Here is a 22,901-nt window from a genome sequence, read left to right on the forward strand (position 1 = left end):
CCAGAGACAGGGATGCCTCCGGGGACCGCAGCGCCGAGACCGAGCCCGAGAGCGGAAGCGCCACACGCACGGACCGCACCGCGAGCGGCGGGCGCACCAGGTCGGCCACAGCTTCGAGCCGGCCTTCCACGGCGGACTGCGTCCACGCCTGCGCAATTGGTGCGTCCAGAGGCGTCGTAACCCGCAGGGTGCCCCCGAGCCGGGCCTCGAGCCCCTGGCTCGGCCAGGAAAGGACGATCGCTTCGGGCTGGAGCTCCAACTCCAACACGAGAGCGGGACCGATTCGGCCGGCGCGGCCCTCGAGCCGGAAGGGCAGCTCTCCCTCCGGGGCGAAGTCCCGGAGGGCGGCGGGGAAGAGGGGGGACGGGCCCGCCTTGAGGCGCGCGACGTCGGGCAGGGTGCCCTCCAGCCAGCCGTCCGGCTCGGCCAGGGACCGGCCGGAGAGGCTCCCCCGGGCCCGGAGCAGCCCGCCCACGTCGAGCCGGCTGAGATCGAAGCGTGGATCCGAGCCGTCCAGCCCGACCCCACCCCCCAGAGAAGCGCGGACCGTGCCGAGCTCCCATCCCTCTCCGGAAGGCCAGCGCAGGCGGGCACCGGAGAGCTCCAGAGCCAGGTCCTCCAAGTCCAGCCGTTCCGGGCTCACGGCGAGGTCGGCGCTCGCCTCGAGATCGCCGCCCAGGCTGTCCAACTCACCCAGCCCGGACGGGTCACCCAACTCGAACCCCGGAACGGCCAGTTCCAGGCGCAGTGAGAGCGCCGGCCCCGGGGTGATCCGCCCGGCACCCCGGAGCCGGCCCCGGGTCTGCGTCCCTCCCGGCGGTCCGAGGCCGACCTCGGCATCCAGAGCGAGCTCCCGCGCTTCCCCGGCGGCCGGGGCCAGGGTCAGGGAGAGCCCAGCGACAGTCACCGCCGTGCCGCCGACCTCCAGATCGAGACGGGCCTCCCGGACCGAGAGGTCCTCCACGGCAAAGAGCCGGGAAAGCGGCGACAAGTCCGGCGGCCCACCGCCTCCCGCCCCGGAGAGGTGCCGCCGGACCTCCAGCCCCTGGACCTCGAGCCGTTGCAGCCAAGGGCCGGTGCCCAGGACACGCCCCAGAATGGGGACGGCCCGGAGGCGCTCTAGGCGCACGCGGTCTTCGGCTCCTGGCCCGCGTACCTCGAGGCCCCGCAGGACGAGGAGCGGCGGGCGCAGGCTCACCTCCAGGCCATCCAGGGAGGCGCTTCCGCCGGGGGGCCGCAGAAACCTCTCGATGAGGGGCCGCAAAGCTCCGGGCCGGTACACCGCCACCGCGGCGCAGAGGGAGAAAAGCGCCGCGAGAAGCGCAAGGAGAGCGCCAAGCCCGAGCGCCGCGCGCTTGATGCCACGGAACAACCCGACTCCTTTTCCTCGATGCACCGGAGCCACGCGGGCGCCCCTCGGGCCTCCTCCCAAACCGGCCGGCGGCACCGGGAGCCGGGAGGCCTGGACCGAGGTTCACGACTTCTTGGTGGTCCTGGCAAAGACGGTGCCGTACTTTCTCTCGGTGTGATCGCTCCGGCAGCGGGGGCAGCGGTGGACAGGCCGTGACTCGAACTCCCGAAGGGTCAGGAAGACGGTGAAGTCCTGCCCGCAATCCAGGCACCGGTACTCGTAGGCGGGCATGGGGCGCTCCTTGTGGGATGTGAGGGCCTGGTCGGTCCGGGGAGGAAGATATCACACGTCCCGGCGGCCGAAAGGCGCATCGTGCGTCGCGCGAACCGAGGCTGCTGCCCAGACTCGGATGACTGCGCGGATTCGCGCGACGACGGAGGGTTCTGCGTTCGGCACCCATTCCTTCGGATACCGATTGCGATCCGCCCAGAGAGGACGGGCGAGGGGAGTCGAAAGGAGTTCCTGATCCTGCGGCGCTTTGGTGCCGATCCTTTCGACAGGGCAAGCGTGCATCCTCGAACCGGTTCGGACTCGACGTGACCCAAATGAGCTATCGATTGAGAGCCCGACACGGGCACCTGGAGGTCGTGAGCGGCGAGGTGCCGCCGGACCTTCTCGCGGCATGCCGTGCACTGGCGGCGGAAGACCCGTCGTGCGAGGGGCTCGTCGTGCTTCGCGGGGAGATAGGAGAGGAGTCCTCGGTCCAGTTCCAGGGACGGTTCGGAGAGCCGCTGCGACAGGGACTCCGAAGCCTGTGGAGCGTGCGCGGGGAGGGCAGCGGGGGCCCGGCGTCCCCCGAGGTCTTCGCGATCGCCGTAGAGGGGGGCGGCGTGCGCGCCCTATTGGGGGAACCGCCGGAGATCGTGGCGAGGTTCTGCCGGGCGTATGCCCGGGCCAACCCGAGCGCGACGGCCCGGGTGGCGGGGCGTGCGGCTGGTTCCGGCGTGGACCTTCACGTGGACGGGGAGATACCTCCTCAGGTCCGGGAGCGACTGCAAAGGCGGTGGCGCGAGGGCGGGGCAAGGGCTTCGATCCTCCCGCCAGCGCCCCGGCGGAGGCGCCGGCCGGGCCGGCTCTGGGGCGTGGCGGCCGCGGTCGTCGGATGCCTGGTGCTCCTCGCCGTTGCAGCCGAGCGGCGGGGGGTGATCTGGTTCTACGTTCCCCTGGAGAGTCCGGACCAGGCGGGCCCCTGGTCTCCGGGAGTCCACCCGGACGACCGGGAGGGTCCGGACGTAGCGGCGCTTGGGCAAGGGGCAGGCCCGGCAGGGAAGATGCAGACTCGGGCCGAGAGCTCGCCTCTCGACGGGGAGGGCGGGCTCGGGGAACCCGTTCGCGGTCCGGACGAGTGGCCCGCAGTCATCGAGCGCCTGCGGGAACGGCGCCGGGCCGCGCCCACGGACGAGCGGCTCCGGGTGGAGCTCGCGCGGGCGCACCACGCCTACGGCGCGAGCCTGGCGCAACACGGCGAGTGGGAGCCTGCGGCAGCCCATGTCGAGACCGCGGTGCGTCTCGCCCCGGAGGAAGCCCGGTTCCGGGAGGACCTGAGCCGGCTCTTTCTGGCCGGGGCGCAGGCGATGCGCGCGGAATTGCGCCGCGGATGGGGCGGCGGTCACAGCGTGGAGAAGGCGAGGCACTGGGTCGAGCAGGCGATCCGGGCGAATCGGGAGTGGGCGCCGGCCCATCTCGTGCTGGGGGACCTGGAGTACGAGGAACAGCGATTGCGTGAGGCCCGGGCCGCCTGGGTGCGGGCGGGGGAGCTGGTGCCGGGGCTCCCGGGGCTGGCCGAGCGTCTGGGAAGGCTCGAGCGGGAGTTCTCGGCGGAAGTGCGCATGCAAGAGATCGAGGGCTACGACTTCATCGTGAGGCACGAGGAAGGGGTGGGGGCTGCCCTGGGCGGCTTCGACCTGCGGAGCGTGCTCGACGAGACGCGGCAGCGGGTGGGGAACGCGTTCGACCACTGGCCCCGGCGCAGGATCGTGGTGCTTCTGTACACGCCGGAGTCGTACCGCAACGTGAGGAGCGAGACCCCCCTGTGGTCCGGGGGGCTCTACGACGGAAAGATTCGGATCCCCGTGCCGGCAGCGGGCGTCGACCCCGAGGCTGTGCGCTACATCGTCGCCCACGAGTACACCCACGCCGTGGTGGACGACCTCTCCAAGGGGCGGTGCCCCCGGTGGCTGAACGAGGGGCTCGCCGAGCTCCAGGCGGCCCGGCACTCCGGGAGGAACCGGGTGGCCGAGGTGCGGGAGAGGGCCCGAAGGAGCCCCCCCACCCCCTGGAGGGCCCTGGACGCCGCGCTACAAGGCTCCTCCGCGGAGCTCGTGCGGCACCGCTACGACGAGGCCCACAGCGCCGTGGCCTATCTGACCGAGACCCACGGCTTCTGGCGGCTCCGGGCGGTGCTGGCCGCCCTGGGGGAGGGGGGCGGCGTGGAGACCGCCGTCTCCCGGGAGTTCCACCTCTCCCTGGACGAACTGGAGGGGAACTGGCACCGCTGGCTGGCCGCGGGGAGGTAGACGGGCACGGGGCGGGGCAACGGAAGGATGACCCCGCCATGCCGGCCTTCGACCTCCGTCGCGGCCGGCTATCCCCCGGCGGGCGCTCCGGGCGATCGGGAGAGGCCCAGGCGGCCGAAGGCCGGCAGCTTCAGGGCCGGGACGAGAAGATCGACTCCCAGGTTCAGACCCAGCAGGTTGAGCTCGAGCCCCTCCACCGGGGCTGCGGTGGCGCCCAGGAGGCCGAAGAGGGAGACCTGTCCTCCTCCTCCGCTCGGGGCCCGGCCGAACCAGGCGCGAGGCAGGTAGTCCTTGCCGATGGCGTTGGAGGGGAGGTTCAGGCGCAGCTCCGGCACCTGACGCCCGATCCAGGCCACGAAGGTGTTGCTGTTGGGGCCGGGCCACGCGCGGTAGGTGTGGGGGTACGGGTAGCTCGCCACGGCGGCTTCGATGCGCGGGATCAGGCCTTCGGCCTCCGGCCCGCGCAGGTCGTTCAAGAGCTCGGGGGGGTTGCCGTACCAGGCCCGGTCGGGCGCTTCCGCACTCGACACCACGGCCGAGCGTCCCCGGCGCACGTTCCACCCCACCACGTGGTGTACGGTGTAGGCCGCGGCCCCGGCGGGCTTGGTGGCGATCCACGTGTGCACGGCAAACAGGCCCCGCCACCGGACCGCGCGGGCGGCGTACACCTGCACCACCGCTTCCGGCGTGGCCTCGGGGGCCGGGGCGATGCCCCTGCTGGAGCGGTCGGCAGTGCGCCAGTCGCCCCCCAGGCTCACGTCGTGCCGAATCAGGGACAGAAGGGGGCCGAGGAGCAACGCAAGGGCCAGGACGGCCGCCAGCCGCCACGCGGTGCGGCGCAGGCTCATGGAGTCTTCCGACCGGACGAGTGGGGCCACGAGAGCTCCGACGGGCGGCGCGGGGCGGACAGCGGTGTGAAAAGGCCGAACATCCGGAGGTACTCCCGCGGCAAGTTCACGACACCAAGGTACCCCCCCACGGTACGGAACCGCCGGGCCAGGGTCAAGCCGACGGGGCTTCCTGGATCCACCGTCTGGGTGGCAAGCGGGGTCCGGGAGCCTCTGCGCCAGGGGGAGTTTGACCGTGTCCGGCGACCCGCGGGAAGAAGCGCGGGGTCGGGAGGTTCTGCGGGGGGGCGGCGAACGCAAGGCGATCATCGAGACGAGGCAGCGAGCATGAGCAAGGTCCGTCGGTGGGCACGGAATCGGGTAGGGACGGGCCGGCCCGCGAACCCGGAGGCCCCGTGACGGCGCCGCCCGCTGGGGCGGGCCCGGCTGCGGTGGTCACGGGGGGCGGTCAGGGCATCGGCCGGGCGGTGTGCGAGCGCCTCCTCTGAAACGGCGGGACGCGACGGGGGTCAGCGGGCGGTTGGACGGGGACGCAGGCCGCGCAGGCTGATTCCGACCAGGTACGCGGTGGCCAGGGCGTAGGCGGCAAGGGTTCCGAACCCCAGCCCCAGCGGAGGGTAGAGCAGCGCCACGGCGACGCAGTAGATTACGAGGCTGAAGAGGCCGCGGGGCAGGTTCTTGAGAATCGTGTTCACGTGCTCGGGTCGATAGCAGTAGTGGATGATCACGAGGAAGGGGAGCAGGGTGGTGGGGAAGGCCGCGAACAGACCGGCCCACGTCGGGCCCACCCAGCGCGCCGCGGTCGTGACGGCGACAACGACTGCCGCGGCGAAAGCGCCCCTCACGACGGTGGTTCCAAGGCCGGTCCGGGGGCGGCCGTCGATCACCGCGTCGGTCACGCGGCCGAAGAGACGGTCGGAGACGATGATTGCAGCCGTTGTGACGAGGGCGGCGGTCCACAGCCCCAGCCTGGCTCGTTCCAGGACCAGGATCGCCAGGAAGTAACCCCCCAGGCCCCCCGCCAGGCCGGCGGCGATGCCAACTCCCGTAGAGCGCCCCTGGGTCCTTCGGACGGCGAGGTAGTATCCGTATGCAAAGCAGAGGATGGCGGTGAGCCCCAAGGTGGAGAACACCGCCGCCCGCGCCGCGAAGTCCGGCCCCAGTTCGTAGCCCATGAAGAACAGGCTGATGGCGGACCCCAAGGGAAAACCGGAGAAGACCCCCGCGAAGCGGGGATTCACCCGCTCGGCCAGTGTCGAAAGCCCCAGCACCATCCCGACCGCCGCCGCGATCTTGAAGAAGGTCAAGGGCTCGAGCAGGCGGGAGAGGGAGATCGCGTCCAGGATTGTCTCCGGGTCCAGGAGGAGCTTCGGTGGCCAAGATGGTGGCCATGGCGCGGGGCGCCACTGATACCAGCTTGCCGCTGCCCGTTCAAGGGGTGGGAGCCCCCGCGATCCGCCGCCTGGGTGGCGAGCGGGGTCCGGGAGCCCCTGCGCTTCGCCGCTGGCCAGGAAGGGCGAGTGTCGCGGAGTCCAGGAGGGGCGGGAGCGACCCCGCAATCCGCGACAACTGGACGAGGGGTCCCTCGCGGAACCGGTGCGCCTGGCCGGTTTCCACCGGCTGTGGCGGATTGGTCGAGGCGGCACGGGGCTGCGCTCCAGGACTCCCGGACCCCGCCCGAAGATTCCGTGGTGGATCCTGGGGCCCCCGGATCCGCCGCCCTCGTGGAGGGGCGCGGCAAACCATCTTCCCCGCTCGCAACGTGGTCTCGCGAGAGTTACACTGCACGACTGGAACGTGGATACCCCGACCCGGAGGAGCCCCCGTGGGACGCAGCTTCCCCTATCGACTCAGCGAGAGTCTCTATGTCCTGGGTGACGAGCTCTTTCTCACCTACCTGCTGCGAGGCGAGAGCTGCACGCTCGTGGATCTGGGCGCCAGCGGCAGCGTGCCCCGGATCGAAGGGCAGTTGCGGGAGCTCGGGATTGGCCACGGCGAAGTCGAGCACCTGGTGGTGCAGCACGCGCACTGGGACCACGTGTGCGGGTTGCCCTACTTTCGCGGGCTCTTTCCGCGAGCGCAGGTGCTGGGGTCTGCCAAGGCGCGCGAGGTGCTGGACAAGCCCAAGATCGTGGGGCAGTTCCGGGAGAACGACGAGCGGTGGTGCAGCCGTCTGAAGGAACTCGGCGCCCTGGAGGTGCTGCCCGGCTTTCTGCCGTACGACCGCATCGCGGTCGACCGGGTCGTCCAGGACGGGGAGATCGTGGATCTGGGCGGCATCCCGGTGCGCTTTCTCGCAACCCCGGGTCACAGCCCGTGCAGCCTCTCGGTGCACCTGCCGACCGAGGGCGCCCTTCTGGTCTCAGATGCGGTCGGTTTCTACCTGCCCGAGGTGGATGGGTTCCTGCCCATGTTCTTCCAGGGGGTGGACGAGACCCTGGCGTCCATCGACCGGGTCTGCGCGGTGGGCGCGGACATCCTGGGGTACGGACACGCGCTCCACTTGATGATCGAGGGGCGCGATGCGGTAACCCACGGGTGCCGGCGTCTTCGCGAAGAGACCCTGGCTCTGGCGGCCCGGGTCAAGGCCCTGGCGGCAGACGGGGCGGCCGAGGAGACCCTCCTGGAGGAGCTCCACCAGGTGGCGTACCGGGATTTTCTGGCGCAGCTGTACCTACCGGACTACTTGCGAGATGTAGCTCCGTTCCTGCTGCGGGCCATCCTCCGGGCACAGGCCGGCGCCCCCTCGTGACGCTCGCGGGCTTTACCCGAGGGATCTTCCCTGCCTGTGCCCCTTGCCCGCGTCCGGTGTCCGCGTCCTGTTGACGCGGTGCCCCCCCGCTGTTACAAGCGGGCTGACGTCCGTCAGCCCGGCGTTTCCGGCGCCCCGGGACGCTGCGTGACGGGTTGCCGCACGGTGAGGGAGCGAGACCCCATGCGTACAGAGAAGGTTCCATCCTCGGGCCCGAGCTGCGCGGTGATCGTGGAGGAGCGATGCACCGGGTGCGGCACCTGCATCTCGATCTGTTCCTACGGTGCGATCGGGCTGCGCGAAACGGCTCGAGGGGGCAAGGCCGCCGTGGACCTTACCCTGTGCCGGGGCGACGGTCTGTGCGGTTCGTTCTGTGCCACGGGGGCCATTGAGTTCCAGGAGTCTTCTCGAAGAGACATCTTCCAGCAGATCGATGATGCCGTGGCGCGCGCCTGACGTGGCCCCGGCGCGGACGGCGCGGCTCCACGCCTGACGAGGTGGAATCGGATGGCAAAGCAAGCAGGGACCAAGATCGTCGGTTTCGTGTGCCACTGGTGAGGGTACGGGTCCGCGGACCTGGCTGGAGTTTCCAGACTACAGTACAGCACGGAAGTACGCCTCATCCGCGTGATGTGCACGGGCAGGATCGACCTGGCCTTCGTGCTTCGCGCCTTCGAGAAGGGGGCGGACGGAGTCTTCATCGCCGGCTGCCGGCTCAACGAGTGCAACTACACGACCCAGGGGAACTTCTACGCCCTGAGCATGGTGCAGTTGTGCAAGAAGATCCTGGAGGAGGTGGGGATCGACCCGGCGCGGATCCGCATCGAGCTCCTATCCGGCGCCGAGGGCAACCGGTTCTCCGACCTGGTCAACGACTTCAGCCAGTCCATCCGCGCACTGGGGCCCCTGGGTGCTTCGGAGCGCGTCGACGAGGCCGAGCTGGCGTGCCGGCTGGAGGCGATTTCGAAACTGGTACCCTACATCAAGGTCGAGAAGCGGGAGAAGCTCCAGGTGCGTCTCGAGTCCGCGGCGGCCTACGAGGGACTCTATTCGGGGGACGAGATTCATCGCCTGCTGCACGAGGTGGCGTCCTATTACATCGATCCGGAAAAGTGCCAGGCCTGTGCGGTGTGTGCCAAGAGGTGCCCGGTCGAGGCCATCGACGGCGCAAAGAACCGCGTCCACGTGATCGACCAGGACAAGTGCATCAAGTGCGGGCGTTGTTTCGAGGTGTGTCCGCCGCTGTTCGGAGCGGTGCAGCGACTATCCGGCAGGCCCGTGCCGCCGCCCCTTTCGGACGACCGGAGGACGATCGTCCGGAAGAAGAGAAAGGAGACGTCATGAGTGCGACCCCCGCGAGAGTGCGACTGATGATCCCCGAAGACTTCGAGGCCGTGGTTGGCATCGACGCAAAGATCCTCGGGGCGCCGCGAGCGGAGTACTACAAGGTCAAGTTCGCGAAGATCGTGGAGTCGTCCGATTCCCTGCCCATCTCTCTCGTGGCGGAGCAGGAAGACGGGAAGGTCGTGGGCTTCGTCATGGGGGAGCTCTACATGGGGGAGTACGGCATCTTCGAGGACCAGGCGACCATCGACACCATCGGCGTGGATCCGGATTGCCACCACGGCGGCATCGGGCGGCAGTTGATCGGCGAGTTCGTCGACCACGTGAGGCGGATCGGGGTGCGAAAGATCAGCACCCTGGTGTCCGTCGACGACCGAAACCTCACGAAGTTCTTCGGCGCCAATCAGTTTTCCCCCTCCCGAAGCATCAACCTGGAACGAACCATCTGACCATCCGATCGATATCCTGAAAGAATCCAAACACGTACCGTTCCAGAGCCGGGAGGTGGCCCATGGCGGAAGAGAGGGGATTTACCGTTCGGGACCGGCGCGGGGTCAAGGATGAGGGCCCTTCGGCCGAAAGGGAAGGCACCGCGGAAGCGGCGGGCGCGCGGCGGCCGGCGGGGGTTCTGCCCCCGGTGGATTTTTCCTCGTTCGTCCTCGGGCTGGGGCAGATGGCCTTGACCTGGATGGGTGAGCTGCCGGTCCCGGGGACCGAGGAGTACAGCGTGGACCTCGAGCAGGCGCGCCACTCCATCGACATCTTCGACATGCTCGAGGCCAAGACGCGCGGGAATCTCACCCGGGACGAGGAGACCCTGCTTCGGACCCTGGAGGAGGAGCTCAAGCTCAAGTATGTCCGCGCGGTCGAACGAAAGGGCCCATAGCTCGGGCCGCGATCCGGTAGATCGAAGGGGACAGCCCCCATCCTGGAGCACCGGGGCCTCGCGGCGCCTGGAGCGCGGAAGGAGCGTGGTGCCATCAGCGGGAACTCCTTGAGGCGGGTGTGCGTGCGGGCACTGGTCCTGTGGGGGGTCATGTCTGTGTGCGCCTCGGCCTCCGATCTGCCGGAACGTTGGGTCGGGGATGCGGTCGATCCGGGGCGCAGGGGCGACTTCCTGTCGGGCCTCGAGGCGGAGCGATCCGCCGGAGCCTACGGCGACATGGCACCCCTGGCGGCGGCACTGCTTCGGCGCGCCCGGGAGGCGGCCGATCCCGCACGGGCCGAGAGCCTCGCCAGCCTGGCCGCCGAAGCGGCCCCGGCGGACCCTCGGCCCCGGGTGTTCCTGGCGCGGCTCTACTTCCCGGAACGCCCCCTGGCGGCTTCGGCCGAGGGTTCCCGGTGGCTGGTACGGGTGCTCTCGGATCCCTGGGCCCAGGCCGTGGCCCTGCGGCGCATGGGGGCCGGGGCCGCCCTGGCTTCGTGGGCCGCCGCCCTGGCCCTGCTGCTGCTGGCGGGAACGGCCTGGGGCGCCCTCGTGTTCCACGACTACCGCGACAGCTTTCCCCGTCGTTTTCGGGAGCGGACCCCGGCCATCTTCGCCGTGCTCGCCGGCGTGGCCCTGTGGACGGCCGGCGCCGGACCCGCGCTGTTCGCCCTGCTCGCCGGCCTGGCCCTCGCGCCCTACCTTCCCCGCCCCGCACGCTGGGTGCTGGGAGCGTGTCTGGGGGTGGGCTGCCTTCTTCCCGCGTCCCTGGACGCGCTCTCGGCCGTCGCCGGCGCCCCCGGCGAACGGGCCTGGGCCCTCTACCGGGTATGGAAGGGCGACGGCGGAGCAGCGCTCGCGGCAGACCTGGAGCGCACCTTTTCCGCCGGCGACGCCCGGGCCCTGTTTGCCCGCTCCCGGGTCGCGCGCCGGGCCGATCGCCAGGAGGACGCGGCGGCCCTCCTGGGGCAGGCGCTCTCCCTGCCGACCGCACCGCGGTCCCTGATATACCAGGAGCTCGGGACCCTGCGGTTCCAGCAGGGGCGCACCGATGAGGCCCTGGCGGCGTTCTCGAGGGCGGGCGAGGAGGATCCGCGGGATCCGCTGCCCTGGCTCAACCGCCACGTGGTGCACCTGGACCGGCTCGAGCTCGGTCTCGCCGACGATGCCCTGGAGCGGGCGCGGGGATTGGGCGCCCCGGGAGTGGATCGAACCCGGAAGCGGTCCACGGAGGCGGCCCGGCATCTGGTCCCCATCGCGCCGGCGCTGCCCGCCGAGTGGATCCGGGATGAGCTCCTGGGCCGGGGCGGGGAGTCGGCGCCCTGGGTCGGCACCCTCTCCCGGGGCCTGTTCTTTGCGTCGGCCGGTTGGAATCCTGCGTTCTTCGCGGTGCTGGCACTGGGCGCGCTCCTCTCCACCGCCAAGGCCGGGAGCGGACGTCGCAGCCATCGGTGTCCGTCCTGCGGGTTCCTGGTGTGCCCCCGGTGCGGGCGCCGGGTCAGGGGCACGCTCCTGTGTCCCGCCTGCTGGGCGGCCCAGCGAGAAGACGAAGCGGACTCGGCGGAGAAGGAGCGCCAGACGCGGCACATCGCTGCGTGGCAGGCCCGGCGTTCCCGCTGGCTGCGGCTGGGCGGTGCCCTGATGCCGGGCTGGAGCTCGTTTCTCGCCACCGGCTCCCTGGTCCAGCTCACCGTCGGAGCCCTGTGGGCGGGCCTGGCGGGATGGGTCGCCCTGGGGGTCCTGTACCCCGTGGCGCTGCTGCCGTGGTCGCCTCCGGGGCGTCCGTGGGGCGCCGCGGCGGCGCTCGTCCTGGTCCACTGCGCGGCGCTGTGGACGGCGACCCGCAGACCCTCCGGCGCCGAGGGCTGAGCCATGCCGCTCCAGGGAAACATCGAGTCCTTCGGCATCTCCGAGATCTTCCAGCTCATCTCCCAGCAGGGCAAGACCGGGACCCTGGAGATCCAGACTCCGCACGGGCTGGCGCGGCTTCGCTTCCTGGAGGGCAATCTCCTGGAGGCATGGCCCGACAAGCGAACGCCGGCGGAGTATATCGGCTCGCTCCTGGTCCGGTCTGGGCTCGTCACCGCGGCCCAGCTCGCCCAGGCCCTGGATGCACAGCGGCAGAGCCTGCGGCGGCTCGGCGACATCCTGCTGCGCATGGGCGTGGTGCGCATCGCCGACTTCCAGGGGGTGCTCGCCCTGCAGCACCGGGAGACGGCATACCGCCTGCTCCAGCTGCGCCGGGGGAGCTTTCGGTTCGTTCCCGGCCCCGTGGAACCGGAAGAGGGGGTGAGCGTACCCATGGACGTGGGAGAGCTCCTCATGGAGGGGTTTCGCCAGCTCGACGAGTGGCCCAAGCTCCTGGAGCGGGTTCCTTCCGAGAAGCAGGTCTACGGGCGCGTGGCCGAGACTCCGGAAGCCACCGACCTCGGTCGGGCGCAGAGCCGGGTCTACCAGCTCGTGGATGGCACGCTGACCGTGAGGGAAGTGGTGGATCGGGCGCGCCTGGGGGAGTTCGTGGGGTGGGAGGCCCTGGCGCACCTGTGCGAGAAGGGGCTCATCACCCCCCTGGGGGCCGCCCGCTACGCCCGGGTCGAGCCCAAGCCCGCCCGCCTCTCCCGCGTCCCCGACGCCCTGGCGGCGCTGGGTCTGGCCGCCCTGGCGGCCGCTCTGCTGTTCCTCTTCGCCGGGCAGGGCGTCGACACCGTGCGCCGCCTTGCCCGGGCGGCTCGGCAAGCGGGTGCGGAGGCCGGTGCCGTGGTCGAGCGGGGCCGACGGTGGGAAGCCGGGGCGCCCTTCGTGCGCCAGGACGCCCAGCGCCCCTCCCCCTCGCCTCCGGCCGGTGAAGGCCTGGAAGAGGGCTCCCAACCCTCCCAGGGCAACCGCTGAAGCGGCCCCACCCTTGGTGTAGCGCACGGTTGCAAGACCCGACTCGTCCCTTTGCGTCGTCCTCTTCCGGGAGAGCGCCTCGTGATCCTCGTGGCCGAGAACTGTACCGTGACCCATCCGGACGTGGCCCGTGCCGTGCGCGAGGAGGACGTGGGGCCCTTGGAGGTGCTTGCCGAGCAGGCACAGCGCGCCGGAGCCGCGTACCTGGACGTGAACCTGGGCGCCGGGCGCTGGGGCGGGCCCGAAGCGATGGCGTTCGTCCTGGGGGCCCTCGCGCCGTGGTGGCGGGGGGGTCTCCTGGTGGACACGCTACGCGCCCCCGTCATGGAGCGCGCCTGCGAGCTGTGGCAGGGTCCGGTGGTGTGCAACGGGTATTCCGGCGATTCGGGGCGGGAGGAGATTCTCGAGGTCGCGGCCCACCGGGGCGCGGACCTGGTCGTACTGCTCATGGCCCGGGGGATCCCCCGGGGAGTCGACGCGCGGCTCGCCCTGGCGGTCGAGCTCGCCGGCCGGTGCGAAGCGCGGGGCGTCGGCGTGGACCGGCTGTGGTTCGACCCCGTGGTCGCTCCCCTGGGCTGGGTGGACGGCCAGGAGTACGACGCGGAGCTGCTCGAGGTGCTGCGCCGCCTGCCCGAGGTGCTGGGGCAGCCGGTCAAGACCATCCTGGGGCTGTCCAACCTCACCACCGGTGCGGCCGCAAGGGGGCGAGTGCCGTGGCTCCAGGAGGTCTTCCTGGCGGCAGCCGCCGGGGCGGGCCTGACCCACGTGATGGCGGACGTGCGAAATCCGGGGGTGCTGCGCACCGTGCGTGCCCTGGACGTGCTGGCGGGGCGCCGCCTCTTTGCCCCCGAAGAGCTCCTGTAGGCACGGGGCGCCTCCCGCCGGGCCGGTTTGGCGGCGTTTGCCCAGGGCTCTGCGCGGGTTGAAGCCGTCCCCCCTTCTGAAGTACCCTGCGCCTCCCGTCTTCCCCCCGCCAAGGAGCCCCGTCGATGATGCAGCAGATGGCCTTCGGCGTAGTCGGTGGGCTGGGCCTGTTCCTCTTCGGCATGCGCATCATGTCCGAGGGCCTCCAGCGCTCGGCCGGGGCGCGGCTGCGCCAGCTGCTCCAGATGCTGACCCGGAATCGGATCGTCGCGCTCCTGGTGGGCCTGGTGGTGACGGCGGTGGTGCAGTCCTCCAGCGCCACCACGGTCATGGTGGTCTCGTTTGTCAACGCGGGCCTCATGAACCTGACCCAGGCAGTCGGGGTCATCCTCGGGGCCAACATCGGCACCACCGTCACCGCCCAGCTGATCGCCTTTAAAATCCAGCACTACGCCTTGCCCGCCATCGGCGCGGGCATGGGGCTCAAGCTCTTCACCAAGCGGGAGAAGTGGCAGAACACCGGAGAGATCCTGTTGGGCTTCGGCCTGCTCTTCTTCGGTATGACCGTGATGCGCGACGCCTTCGGGCCCCTGCGCTCGGATCCCATGTTCCAGGAGTGGTTCATCCGCTTCGGTGCGAGCCCGCTCCTGGCCATCGGAGTGGCGACGATCTTCACCATGATCGTGCAGTCGAGCTCCGCCACCGTGGGCATCACCATGGCGCTGGCGGCGACGGGGCTCTTGGACTTCAAGGCGTGCGTCGCGATCATCCTGGGGGACAACATCGGCACCACCATCACGGCCAACCTGGCATCCATCGGCACCAACGCGGCGGCGCGGCGCACCGCCCGGGCCCACTCGCTCTTCAACCTGTGCGGGGTCGCGTGGATATTGCTCGTCCTTCCCCTCTTCATGGAGCTGGTCGACGCAATTACCCCGGGGAATCCCGACTTCGTGATCCAGACCGCCGAAGAAGCGGCCCTCCTCGGGGGGGCCGTGGGAGACAAGCCCTACATCGCCCGCCACATCGCCAACGCCCACACCCTGTTCAACGTGGTCAACTGCCTCGTCTTCCTGCCCCTGCTCGGGCTTCTCACCCGCGCCGCGAGCTGGCTCGTCCCCGACAAGGCCGGGGCGGTCGAGTTGGAGTTTCACCTGAAGTATCTCAACCCAAAGGTGCTCGACACACCGGATATCGCGCTGGGCCAGGCCCGCCTGGAGGTGGCGCGCATGGCGCAGGTGACCGACGCCATGCTGCGGCGCTCCTGGGAGTACTTCCAGACCGGGGAGGAGGCGTCGTTCAACCGGGTGGTGCAGAAGGAGCAACTGGTCGACCTGCTCCAGAAGGAGATCACCGACTTCCTCACCCACCTCTCCCAGAAGTCCATCTCGGCGGACGCCTCCAAGGAGGTCGCCGACATGCTCCACGTGATCGCCGACCTGGAACGGGTGGGGGACCACGCCGAGAACCTGGCCAAGTTGGCGGCGCGCATGCACCGCAACAAGATCGAGTTCACCGAGGACGCCCGTGCAGGCATCCGGGACATCTTCGCGGTGGCCCAGGAGTTTGTGGGGTTTGCCGCCCACCACATGACGACGCGGGATACGGCGATCCTGTCCCAGGCCCGGGCCTTCGAGGACCGGATCAACCACCTCGAGGACAACCTGCGGGAGGGGCACATCCGCCGCCTCCAGGAGGGGGCGTGCCAGGTGGCGCCGGGCCTCATCTACATCGACATGCTCACCAATCTGGAGAAGATCGGGGACCACGCGTACAATGTGGCGGAGTTCCTGGCCGGAGCCCGCTGAACCCCGTACCCGCGCCCGCCGCGCACCGGAGTCATCCTTGCGACGAACCGCCCTCTTTTCCCTGGCCGTGGTCCTGGCGGGTCTGGCCCTGGTCCAGGGTCCCTCGGCCCGCGCCCCCGAGCTCGCCCCCGAGGCCCGGGACGACCTCTACCGGCGTCTGAAGGTTCTCTCCGAAGTGCTCGATATCGTACAGAGAGACTACGTGGAGGAGATCAGCGCCGAGGACCTGGTCTACGGCGCGGTGCAGGGAATCGTCTCCCGCCTCGATCCCCACTCCTCCTTCCTCAATCCCGACATGTTCCGCGAGATGCAGGTCGAGACCGAGGGGGCGTTCGGCGGGCTCGGCATCGAGGTCTCGGTGCGGGACGGCCGGCTCACCGTGGTGGCGCCCATCGAGGACACCCCCGCTGCCGTGGCCGGCATCCAGCCCGGCGACGTGATCGTGATGATCGAGGGGGAGCCCACCCAGGACATGGAGCTCATGGAGGCGGTGCGGCGGATGCGGGGCCCCAAGGGCACCCAGGTGACCATCCACGTCCTGCGGGAGGGCTTGGAGAGCCCCCTGGCCTTCACTCTGGTGCGCGACGTCATCCGCATCCGCAGCGTGCGCTCCCGGCGGGTCGACGGGATCGGGGTGGTGCGGGTCGCCCAGTTCCAGCAGGGTACCCACGCCGAGGTCCGCAAGGCCCTGGGGGAGCTCTCCGAAGAGGGGCCCCTGGACGGCCTGATCCTCGACCTGCGAAACGACCCCGGGGGGCTCCTGGACCAGGCGGTCAAGGTGGCGGATCTCTTCCTCAAGGGGGGCACCGTGGTCTCCACCCGGGGGCGGGACCCGGAGCAGGAGGTCATCTACACCGCGCGGGACGACGGCGACGAGCCGGATCTGCCCCTGATCGTCCTCGTCAACGAGGGCACGGCCTCGGCCTCCGAGATCGTGGCGGGGGCCCTCCAGGACCACGGGCGCGCCCTCGTCCTGGGGGAGCGCACCTTCGGCAAGGGGAGCGTGCAGACCATCCTGCCCCTCTCCGACGGGTCGGGCCTGCGGGTGACCACGTCCCTCTACTACACCCCTGCGGACCGGAGCATCCAGGCCAAGGGGATCGTGCCCGACGTGCACGTTCCCAGCGGCGCCGTCACGGTGGTCCAGCCGCTTCCGCCCCACGGCCAGACCCGGGAAGAAGACCTTCGCGGGCACTTCGAGCACCCCCCCATCGAGGCGGCCGAGCCGGGGCCCGAGGCTGCAGAGGCGGCGGAGGATTTGCAGCTGGAGCGGGCGTTGGAGCTGCTGAAGGGGTGGAAGATCTTCCAGGCCCTGGGCAGCGGGGCGGACCGGAACCCTGCGCGGGGGAGCGGTGGCCCGTAGGCGAAAGGCCAGGCGGGGGCGGCGCCGGCTCCTGGGCTGGGCGGGCACGGTCGTCCTGGCGCTGCTCGTGGGCCTGGCCGGAGGATATCTCTACCGGGAGCTTCCCCGGCGGCCCGAGCCCCCCCCCGGGGCCTCCTTTCAGCCCTCGGACGCCTCCCGCGCCCTCCGGGCCTGGAGCGACCTGGTGGGCCCGCTCGATCCCCGGGGCACCCGGGTCGCCGTGGCCGACCGTGCCGCGGGCCGGATCCTGCGGCAGCGGCTGGAGGCCGCCGCACAGCGCCACGGCGCCCGGGTGGTGGAGACCTCCCACGGTGAGGGGGCGCTGGGCCTGGAGCTCCGGGCGGGAGAAGGGCGTTTCCCGGTGGAGCTCTGGTGGTCCCTGCCGCCCGCCCTCCCTCCGACGCCCCTGCTCGCCATCGTCATCGACGATCTGGGCCGGAGCCGGGAGGAGGCCCAGGCGTTTCTCGACCTTCCCCTGCCCATCACCCCGGCCATCCTGCCCCACCTTCCCCTGAGCAGCCAGGTGGCCCACCTTGCCCGAGAGCGGGGCCGGGAGGTCCTGCTCCACCTTCCCATGCAGCCCCAGGGCTATCCGGAGCGCGATCCGGGGGAAGGCGCCCTCCTGGAGGGCATGGACGAAGAAGCGGTGCGTCGCTCCGTGGCCCGCAACCTCGTCTCCGTTCCCGGAGCGGCGGGGGTGAACAATCACATGGGCTCCCGGCTCACCGAGCTCGAATTGCCCATGAGGTGGGTCATGAACGAGCTCGCGGCCCGGGGGCTGTACTTTCTCGACAGCCTCACCTCCCCGCGCAGCGTCGCCGCCCAGGCTGCCGGCCGGGCGGGGCTGCGGTGGGCCCGCAGGGACGTCTTTCTCGACAACGACCGGGACGAGGAGGCCGTGGGCCGGCAGATCGAGAAGGCCGTGGAGGCCGCGCGGGCCGGGGGGTTCGCCGTGGCCATCGGGCACCCCCACGCCGTCACCCACCGGGCGCTGGCCCGGTGGGCCCCCGCCATCGAGGCGGCCGGGGTGCAGGTAGTGCCCCTGGGGGAGGGCCTGCGAAGGAGGGGAGGGGGGTCGATGGAGCGGGCGGCTGCCAGCCGTCCGCTGTCAGCGGCAAAGCCGTAGGGCGGGGCTCGCCCCGCCAGGTCGGCGCGCGAACCGGGCCTGCCGGGAAGAGCCGGCGTCGCAGACGATGGTGGGGGCGTGCCGTTTCGTTCCGCGACGGAACCCCGGGTGCCGGGCCCGTCAGTTTCCTTCCTCGCACGCCTCCTCCCCGAACACCTCGGCCTCGAACACGTAGATCGTCGTCCCGTGCCGCCAGGCCCCCGGGGGCAGGCCGGCCTTGCGGCAGGTCTGCTCGAGGAAGGTCTCCCGGTCCCAGCCGTGTTCCACGGCCACCTGGGGCAGGAGCACGCCCCGTTGGTACCCCCGCTCCAGGTACACCCCGTGGTGCCCCGCCACCACCTCTTCGGCCCGGGCCGGGCGCAGGGGGGAGAGCACACTGATCTCCACCTCCACCTCCGGCAGCTCTGCGGGGCGCAGGACTTCGAAGCGGGGGTCGCCCACCGCGGCCGAGCGGGCCATCTCCGCCACCGTGGAATAGAGGGGCGCGGAAGCCTCGAAGGTCCCGATGCAGCCGCGCAGCGTGCCCGAGCGGTGCAGCGTGACGAAGGCTCCCCGGGGCTCCCGCAGGGCGGCGGACTCGGGCGGGGGCGCCGAAAACCGCTCTCGGCGGGCGGCGGCCGCCGCCGCGTCTCGGGCGATCCGAAGCAGGGTGCGGCGGTCTCGGGGTTGCAGGGGCATCGGCGGCTCTCCGGGGGCGTGGCGCACGTGGGGCCAATCTTTGCCGGGGCTCGGGAGCTGTCAAGGCAGGATCAAGGCAGGGGAAAGGCGTTGACGCTGCGAAAAACCGGCTCCTATAATCCGCCCCTCGCCCCACCGGCTTCCCGGGAGGACCCATGCTGGCCATCAAGTGGATTCGCGACAACGCCGACGCCGTGCGCACCTACCTGAAGCGGCGCCGGGCCGAGGTCGACCTGGACCGCATCCTGGCCCTCGACGACCGCCGGCGCGACCTGCTCCAGGAGTTGGAGGCGCTTCGCAACCGCCGAAACGAGATCTCCCGCCGGGTGGGCCAGCGCAAGCGCGAGGGAGGCGATGCAGCCGACCTGGTAGCCGAGATGGGCGGGGTAGGGGAGCGGATCAAGGAGCTCGAAGCGTCGTTGCGGGAGGTGGAGCCCGTGCTGGACGACCTCCTCCTGCGCGTGCCCAACGCGCCCCACGCCTCCGTGCCCTCGGGGGAGGGGGAGGGGGACAACCCCGTGGTGCGCACCTGGGGGGAGCCCAGGACCTTCGACTTCGAGCCCCTGCCCCATTGGGAAGTGGGCGAGCGGCTCGGCATTCTCGACTTCGAACGGGCGGCCAAGATCTCCGGCGCCCGCTTCGTCGTCCTCAAGGGCCTGGGCTCCCGCCTCGAGCGGGCCCTCATCCAGTTCATGCTGGACCTCCACACCCGGGAGCACGGCTACCTGGAGGTGCTGCCCCCCTTCCTCGTCAACTCCCGGGCCATGACCGGCACCGGCCAGCTCCCCAAGTTCGCCGAAGACCTCTTCCACCTGGAGGGGACCGACTACTACCTCATCCCCACCGCCGAGGTCCCGGTCACCAACCTCCACATGGACGAGGTGCTGCCCGAGGAAGACCTCCCGGTGCGGTACGTCTCCTACACCCCGTGCTTCCGGGCCGAGGCCGGCGCCTACGGCAAGGACACCCGGGGAATGATCCGCCAGCACCAGTTCGACAAGGTGGAGCTCGTGAAGTTCGCGCACCCCGACCGCTCCTACGAGGAGCTCGAGGGGCTCACGGCAAACGCCGAGGAGATCTTGAAGCGCCTGGGGCTTCCCTACCGGGTGGTGAGCCTGTGCACGGGGGACCTGGGGTTTTCCTCCGCCAAGACCTACGACCTGGAGGTGTGGCTCCCGAGCCAGGGCGTGTACCGCGAGATCAGCTCCTGCTCGAACTTCGAGGACTTCCAGGCCCGGCGGGCAAGCATCCGGTATCGCCCCAAGGGGGGCAAGGGCACCCAGCTCGTCCACACCTTGAACGGCTCGGGCCTCGCCGTGGGCCGCACCCTGGTGGCGATTCTCGAGAACGGCCAGCAGGCCGACGGCTCTGTCCTGATCCCCGAGGCCCTTCGTCCCTACATGGGCACCGACCGGATCGCCTGAACCCCGAAGCCCGCGTCCCGAACCCCCGGAGGGGTGGCCGAGCGGTTGAAGGCAGCGGTCTTGAAAACCGCCGTACCGAAAGGTACCGTGGGTTCGAATCCCACCCCCTCCGCCAAGGTTTGATCCAGGCAGATACAACGAAGGCCGGACGACCCAAGCAATACAAGGGTTTCCGGCCTGTCTTGCGTCCGGGACCGTCCGCTTCCGTCCATTGACGACTTGATCCGGCAGGTTGTCGCGTGGGTCGGGCGAGACCTTGCCAAGGGAAGTACGCCGACCCGATGGAGGCCGTGAACCTGGCACAAGCAGCCGGCCCGGAGCAGGAAGCCCTCGGAAGGTGGCTGCTCGCCTGGAAGGAGCTCTATGGGGACACGGCCGTCCTCGTGCGGGAACTCCTCGACGTACTCCACCGTGCCAAGCCCAACGGCACATTCGGCGCGGTCATCACCCGCGCCCAGTGGGCACGCATCCCCGACCCCTGACTCCAGAACGTGCACCGGGGAGTCGCGTGTCGGGATGGACAAGTCACGGGTCGCGGGTCCCGAGTCGGGATGGACAAGTCACGGGTCGCGGGTCCAATGCCCTTGACGATTAACTCGCGACTCGTGACTCGCGACCCGTGACCCCCTTCATGGTATGCTTTGATCCATCGAACCATTGATGGATTCGAACCGAAGAGGGGAGAGTACCGATGGAACAGAGCATCAGCGCCACCGAGGCCCGAGTCCACTTTGGCCAATGGCTCCGGCGGGTGAAGGAGCAGAACATGACTCTCATCGTGGAAAGAGGGGGTAGCCCCGAGGCCGTGCTCCTCTCCATGGCGGCCTATGGCAAGCTCCAAGAGGCGCAACACCTTCGGGGCGGTCTTGAGGTGCTGGCCCGCGCCCGGGCGCTGCGAGAGACGATCCGGGCACGCAGAAGTGGCAGACCGCTCCCGGCACCTGAGGACGTGATCGCCGAGATGCGTGAGGAGCGTACCGATGAACTCGCCCCTGTGCGTTGACGCCGGCGTCGTCGTCCGCCTCCTGGTAGATACGCCCGAAAGCGAGCGAGTGCAGGGGCTCTGGGAGGCATGGCAGTCCGCCGACCGAACTCTCGTGGCTCCGACGCTTCTGTACTACGAGGTCACCCATGCCCTGTACCGTTACGAGAGGGCGGGAGAGCTGATCGGGGAGGAGGTGCAGCAGGCACTGGATACCGTGCTGGCGCTGCCCGTCCAACTCATCGGCGACAACGCCCTGCACGTCGAGGCGGTGTTGCTTGCCCGCCGGGCCGGGCTGCCCGCCACCTACGACGCCCACTATCTCGCCCTGGCGGAACGGCTGGGGGCCGAGTTCTGGACCGCGGACCGCAAGCTGGTCCGGCATCTGGGCGCAGCCCTGCCCTGGGTGCGTTGCGCTCTCGATATGCCGTAGGAGGTTGCGAGTCCCCGATGCCATCCGAGCCTGGTCGCCGCCGGCGAAGGTTGGGAAGAGGCGGGGTCGGAAACCAAAGCAGCAGCAGCTTGTGTGAGGTCGCACGGCGGGGCAAGCCCCGCCCTACGAGTCGAAGGGGAGCCCATTGACCGAACAGCTGGAAGTCCTCAAGGACATCGTCTCGCGCCTCGACCGGGCCTGCATCCCCTACATGGTGAGCGGCTCGGTGGCCATGAACTACTACGCTCTGCCGCGGATGACCCGCGACATCGACCTGGTGGTGGAGCTGCGGCAGGGCGACGTGGGCAAGCTCGAGCGGGTGCTCGGGGAGGACTACTACTTCAGCCCCGAGGCGGCGGCCACCGCCCTGGCGCGGCGGACGATGTTCAACCTCATCCACCAGGGGTTCATGGTCAAGGTGGACTGCATCGTCCGCAAAGACACGGAGTACCGGCGGCTCGAGTTCTCGCGGCGCCGGCAGGTGGCGGTGTTGGGCGTCTCGTTCCACATCGTGGCGCCCGAGGATCTCATCCTGTCGAAACTCGACTGGGCCCGAGACAGCCGTTCGGAGCTTCAACTCGGCGACGTGCGTAACCTGGTCGAGGCCGTCGCCGACTTGGATCGCGAGTACCTGGCGACCTGGGCAGCGAAACTGAGCCTTTCGGACCTCCTAGAAGAGGTGATGTCGTGAACGACACGACCCCCGAGGCGGCGAGGATCTACCGGGGCCTGCTTTTGAGTCGGCCCAACGCAGAGCGGCTGCGAATGGGGTGTGAGATGTTCGAGACGGCGAAAGCGCTCACGCTGGCAGGGCTCCGGGCACAGGGAGAAGAGCGCCTGGAGGAGCGTTTGTTCCTGAGGTTCTACGGGGCCGATTTCTCGGAAAGCGAGCGAGATGAGATCCTGGAGCAGATCCAGAAGAGGCAGACAGGTCCGCGACCCGTGACCCGTGACCCGTGACCGACATGACCTACATCCGTGACCTGATCGAGATCCCAGAGCGCGTCCAGACTCACCGGGAACGGCGCGGGGGAAGCGGGCGTTGCACTGGAAGCCGTCGCCATGGGTGGGCCGGCATGACCGCCCACGCCTACCTGCGTTGGCTCCAGACCCAAGGGGAGCGGCCTTCCCGCCACGTCCAGCTCGACGAGGAGAGGACGGACTGGCTCTTCCAGCGGCGCGGGCTTCACCAGCGGCGCGCCCCGGGCACCACGTGCCTTTCCGTCTTGCGCGCCATGAAGTCCCCCGGCGACCCGGCCCGCAACGACAGCAAGGGCTGCGGGGGGGTGATGCGGGTGGCCCCGGTTGGCCTGTTTGCCTGGCGGTCGGGGCAGCATCGGGCGCAGGAGGATGCCTTCCATCTGGGTGCCCAACTTGCGGCGCTGACCCACGGCCACCCGACCGGTTCGCTGACCGGCGGGGTCTTGGCCGTGCTGATCCTGGAACTGACCGACGGGGCCGACCTGCCGGAGGCCTTGGTGGCGGCCAAGGCCTGTCTGCGCGCGAGGGCCGGCCACGGGGAGACGCTGCGGGCACTC

24 protein-coding genes and 1 tRNA gene are annotated in these 22,901 nt (G+C 70.3%); 20 read left to right on the top strand and 5 right to left on the bottom strand.

Annotated elements, in window-relative coordinates:
* Both AB1578_09950 and AB1578_09955 read right to left on the bottom strand, forming a co-directional pair.
* Window positions 1-1,372: hypothetical protein (locus AB1578_09950; protein MEW6488221.1), on the bottom strand; the 1,372-nt coding region annotated here is incomplete at its 3' end.
* 102 nt (window positions 1,373-1,474) lie between these two features.
* Entirely contained in the window at window positions 1,475-1,642 is a 168-nt protein-coding gene (locus AB1578_09955; protein ID MEW6488222.1) for an FmdB family zinc ribbon protein, read from the bottom strand.
* 326 nt (window positions 1,643-1,968) lie between these two features.
* Between AB1578_09955 and AB1578_09960 the strand changes: the two genes are divergently transcribed.
* Window positions 1,969-3,927: a hypothetical protein gene (locus AB1578_09960; protein MEW6488223.1), complete on the top strand. Its 1,959-nt coding sequence runs from the start codon at window positions 1,969-1,971 to the stop codon at window positions 3,925-3,927.
* Window positions 3,928-3,995: 68 nt separating this feature from the next.
* Here AB1578_09960 and AB1578_09965 read toward each other — a convergent pair whose 3' ends face one another.
* Both AB1578_09965 and AB1578_09970 read right to left on the bottom strand, forming a co-directional pair.
* The gene (locus AB1578_09965) at window positions 3,996-4,805 is read right to left on the bottom strand and encodes a DUF3750 domain-containing protein (protein MEW6488224.1); all 810 of its coding nucleotides are present in this window, start codon (window positions 4,803-4,805) and stop codon (window positions 3,996-3,998) included.
* Window positions 4,806-5,284: 479 nt separating this feature from the next.
* Complete coding sequence (locus AB1578_09970) at window positions 5,285-6,082, bottom strand: hypothetical protein (GenBank protein ID MEW6488225.1); 798 nt, start codon at window positions 6,080-6,082, stop codon at window positions 5,285-5,287.
* Window positions 6,083-6,600: 518 nt separating this feature from the next.
* Between AB1578_09970 and AB1578_09975 the strand changes: the two genes are divergently transcribed.
* The 11 genes from AB1578_09975 (at window position 6,601) to AB1578_10025 (ending at window position 17,846) form a co-directional block, all read left to right on the top strand.
* Window positions 6,601-7,527: an MBL fold metallo-hydrolase gene (locus tag AB1578_09975; protein MEW6488226.1), complete on the top strand. Its 927-nt coding sequence runs from the start codon at window positions 6,601-6,603 to the stop codon at window positions 7,525-7,527.
* Window positions 7,528-7,710: 183 nt separating this feature from the next.
* The gene (locus AB1578_09980) at window positions 7,711-7,983 is read left to right on the top strand and encodes a 4Fe-4S binding protein (GenBank protein MEW6488227.1); all 273 of its coding nucleotides are present in this window, start codon (window positions 7,711-7,713) and stop codon (window positions 7,981-7,983) included.
* Between the two features lie 51 nt (window positions 7,984-8,034).
* The gene (locus tag AB1578_09985) at window positions 8,035-8,871 is read left to right on the top strand and encodes a hydrogenase iron-sulfur subunit (protein ID MEW6488228.1); all 837 of its coding nucleotides are present in this window, start codon (window positions 8,035-8,037) and stop codon (window positions 8,869-8,871) included.
* Window positions 8,868-9,320, top strand: coding sequence for a GNAT family N-acetyltransferase (locus AB1578_09990; protein MEW6488229.1), 453 nt, complete (start codon window positions 8,868-8,870; stop codon window positions 9,318-9,320). The genes AB1578_09985 and AB1578_09990 overlap by 4 nt, the downstream gene beginning before the upstream one ends.
* Window positions 9,321-9,382: 62 nt before the next feature.
* Window positions 9,383-9,757: a DUF1844 domain-containing protein gene (locus AB1578_09995; GenBank protein MEW6488230.1), complete on the top strand. Its 375-nt coding sequence runs from the start codon at window positions 9,383-9,385 to the stop codon at window positions 9,755-9,757.
* 123 nt (window positions 9,758-9,880) lie between these two features.
* Window positions 9,881-11,665, top strand: coding sequence for a hypothetical protein (locus AB1578_10000; protein MEW6488231.1), 1,785 nt, complete (start codon window positions 9,881-9,883; stop codon window positions 11,663-11,665).
* A 3-nt stretch (window positions 11,666-11,668) separates the two neighbouring features.
* Complete coding sequence (locus AB1578_10005) at window positions 11,669-12,685, top strand: DUF4388 domain-containing protein (protein MEW6488232.1); 1,017 nt, start codon at window positions 11,669-11,671, stop codon at window positions 12,683-12,685.
* An 81-nt stretch (window positions 12,686-12,766) separates the two neighbouring features.
* The gene (locus tag AB1578_10010) at window positions 12,767-13,549 is read left to right on the top strand and encodes a dihydropteroate synthase (protein ID MEW6488233.1); all 783 of its coding nucleotides are present in this window, start codon (window positions 12,767-12,769) and stop codon (window positions 13,547-13,549) included.
* A gap of 125 nt (window positions 13,550-13,674) precedes the next feature.
* Entirely contained in the window at window positions 13,675-15,357 is a 1,683-nt protein-coding gene (locus AB1578_10015; protein MEW6488234.1) for a Na/Pi cotransporter family protein, read from the top strand.
* Between the two features lie 37 nt (window positions 15,358-15,394).
* Complete coding sequence (locus AB1578_10020) at window positions 15,395-16,720, top strand: S41 family peptidase (protein ID MEW6488235.1); 1,326 nt, start codon at window positions 15,395-15,397, stop codon at window positions 16,718-16,720.
* The gene (locus tag AB1578_10025; GenBank protein ID MEW6488236.1) at window positions 16,710-17,846 is read left to right on the top strand and encodes a divergent polysaccharide deacetylase family protein; all 1,137 of its coding nucleotides are present in this window, start codon (window positions 16,710-16,712) and stop codon (window positions 17,844-17,846) included. Before AB1578_10020 ends, AB1578_10025 begins: the two co-directional genes overlap by 11 nt.
* Window positions 17,847-17,966: 120 nt before the next feature.
* Here the strand turns inward: AB1578_10025 and amrA are convergent, their stop codons facing one another.
* The gene (amrA, locus tag AB1578_10030) at window positions 17,967-18,524 is read right to left on the bottom strand and encodes an AmmeMemoRadiSam system protein A (protein ID MEW6488237.1); all 558 of its coding nucleotides are present in this window, start codon (window positions 18,522-18,524) and stop codon (window positions 17,967-17,969) included.
* Window positions 18,525-18,679: 155 nt separating this feature from the next.
* On the opposite strand from amrA, the gene serS reads away from it, so the two are divergent.
* The 8 genes from serS to AB1578_10070 form a co-directional block, all read left to right on the top strand.
* Window positions 18,680-19,948 carry a serine--tRNA ligase gene (gene serS / locus AB1578_10035; GenBank protein MEW6488238.1) on the top strand — a complete coding sequence of 423 codons (1,269 nt, stop codon included), beginning with the start codon at window positions 18,680-18,682 and terminating at the stop codon, window positions 19,946-19,948.
* Between the two features lie 27 nt (window positions 19,949-19,975).
* Window positions 19,976-20,063: transfer RNA gene (locus AB1578_10040), tRNA-Ser, on the top strand.
* 175 nt (window positions 20,064-20,238) lie between these two features.
* On the top strand, window positions 20,239-20,430 hold the full coding sequence (locus AB1578_10045; GenBank protein MEW6488239.1) for a hypothetical protein: 192 nt from the start codon (window positions 20,239-20,241) through the stop codon (window positions 20,428-20,430).
* Between the two features lie 209 nt (window positions 20,431-20,639).
* Window positions 20,640-20,951, top strand: coding sequence for a type II toxin-antitoxin system Phd/YefM family antitoxin (locus AB1578_10050; GenBank protein ID MEW6488240.1), 312 nt, complete (start codon window positions 20,640-20,642; stop codon window positions 20,949-20,951).
* A complete protein-coding gene (locus AB1578_10055; protein ID MEW6488241.1) occupies window positions 20,929-21,363 on the top strand; it encodes a type II toxin-antitoxin system VapC family toxin in 435 nt (144 codons plus the stop codon). Before AB1578_10050 ends, AB1578_10055 begins: the two co-directional genes overlap by 23 nt.
* A gap of 145 nt (window positions 21,364-21,508) precedes the next feature.
* Window positions 21,509-22,054: a hypothetical protein gene (locus tag AB1578_10060; protein ID MEW6488242.1), complete on the top strand. Its 546-nt coding sequence runs from the start codon at window positions 21,509-21,511 to the stop codon at window positions 22,052-22,054.
* On the top strand, window positions 22,051-22,323 hold the full coding sequence (locus AB1578_10065) for a hypothetical protein (protein ID MEW6488243.1): 273 nt from the start codon (window positions 22,051-22,053) through the stop codon (window positions 22,321-22,323). The genes AB1578_10060 and AB1578_10065 overlap by 4 nt, the downstream gene beginning before the upstream one ends.
* A gap of 116 nt (window positions 22,324-22,439) precedes the next feature.
* Window positions 22,440-22,901: ADP-ribosylglycohydrolase family protein (locus AB1578_10070; protein ID MEW6488244.1), on the top strand; the 462-nt coding region annotated here is incomplete at its 3' end.

Source organism: Thermodesulfobacteriota bacterium (assembly GCA_040756475.1).
Classification (GTDB): domain Bacteria; phylum Desulfobacterota; class Deferrisomatia; order Deferrisomatales; family JACRMM01; genus JBFLZB01.

Bases quoted from the DNA above. Each gene is read 5' to 3' on its own strand.
- AB1578_10005 (MEW6488232.1), top strand. From the start codon at position 11,669: ATGCCGCTCCAGGGAAACATCGAGTCCTTCGGCATCTCCGAGATCTTC.
- AB1578_10050 (MEW6488240.1), top strand. From the start codon at position 20,640: ATGGAACAGAGCATCAGCGCCACCGAGGCCCGAGTCCACTTTGGCCAA.
- AB1578_09995 (MEW6488230.1), top strand. From the start codon at position 9,383: ATGGCGGAAGAGAGGGGATTTACCGTTCGGGACCGGCGCGGGGTCAAG.
- amrA (MEW6488237.1), bottom strand. From the start codon at position 18,524: ATGCCCCTGCAACCCCGAGACCGCCGCACCCTGCTTCGGATCGCCCGA.
- AB1578_09955 (MEW6488222.1), bottom strand. From the start codon at position 1,642: ATGCCCGCCTACGAGTACCGGTGCCTGGATTGCGGGCAGGACTTCACC.
- serS (MEW6488238.1), top strand. From the start codon at position 18,680: ATGCTGGCCATCAAGTGGATTCGCGACAACGCCGACGCCGTGCGCACC.
- AB1578_09990 (MEW6488229.1), top strand. From the start codon at position 8,868: ATGAGTGCGACCCCCGCGAGAGTGCGACTGATGATCCCCGAAGACTTC.
- AB1578_10055 (MEW6488241.1), top strand. From the start codon at position 20,929: ATGAACTCGCCCCTGTGCGTTGACGCCGGCGTCGTCGTCCGCCTCCTG.
- AB1578_09980 (MEW6488227.1), top strand. From the start codon at position 7,711: ATGCGTACAGAGAAGGTTCCATCCTCGGGCCCGAGCTGCGCGGTGATC.
- AB1578_10015 (MEW6488234.1), top strand. From the start codon at position 13,675: ATGATGCAGCAGATGGCCTTCGGCGTAGTCGGTGGGCTGGGCCTGTTC.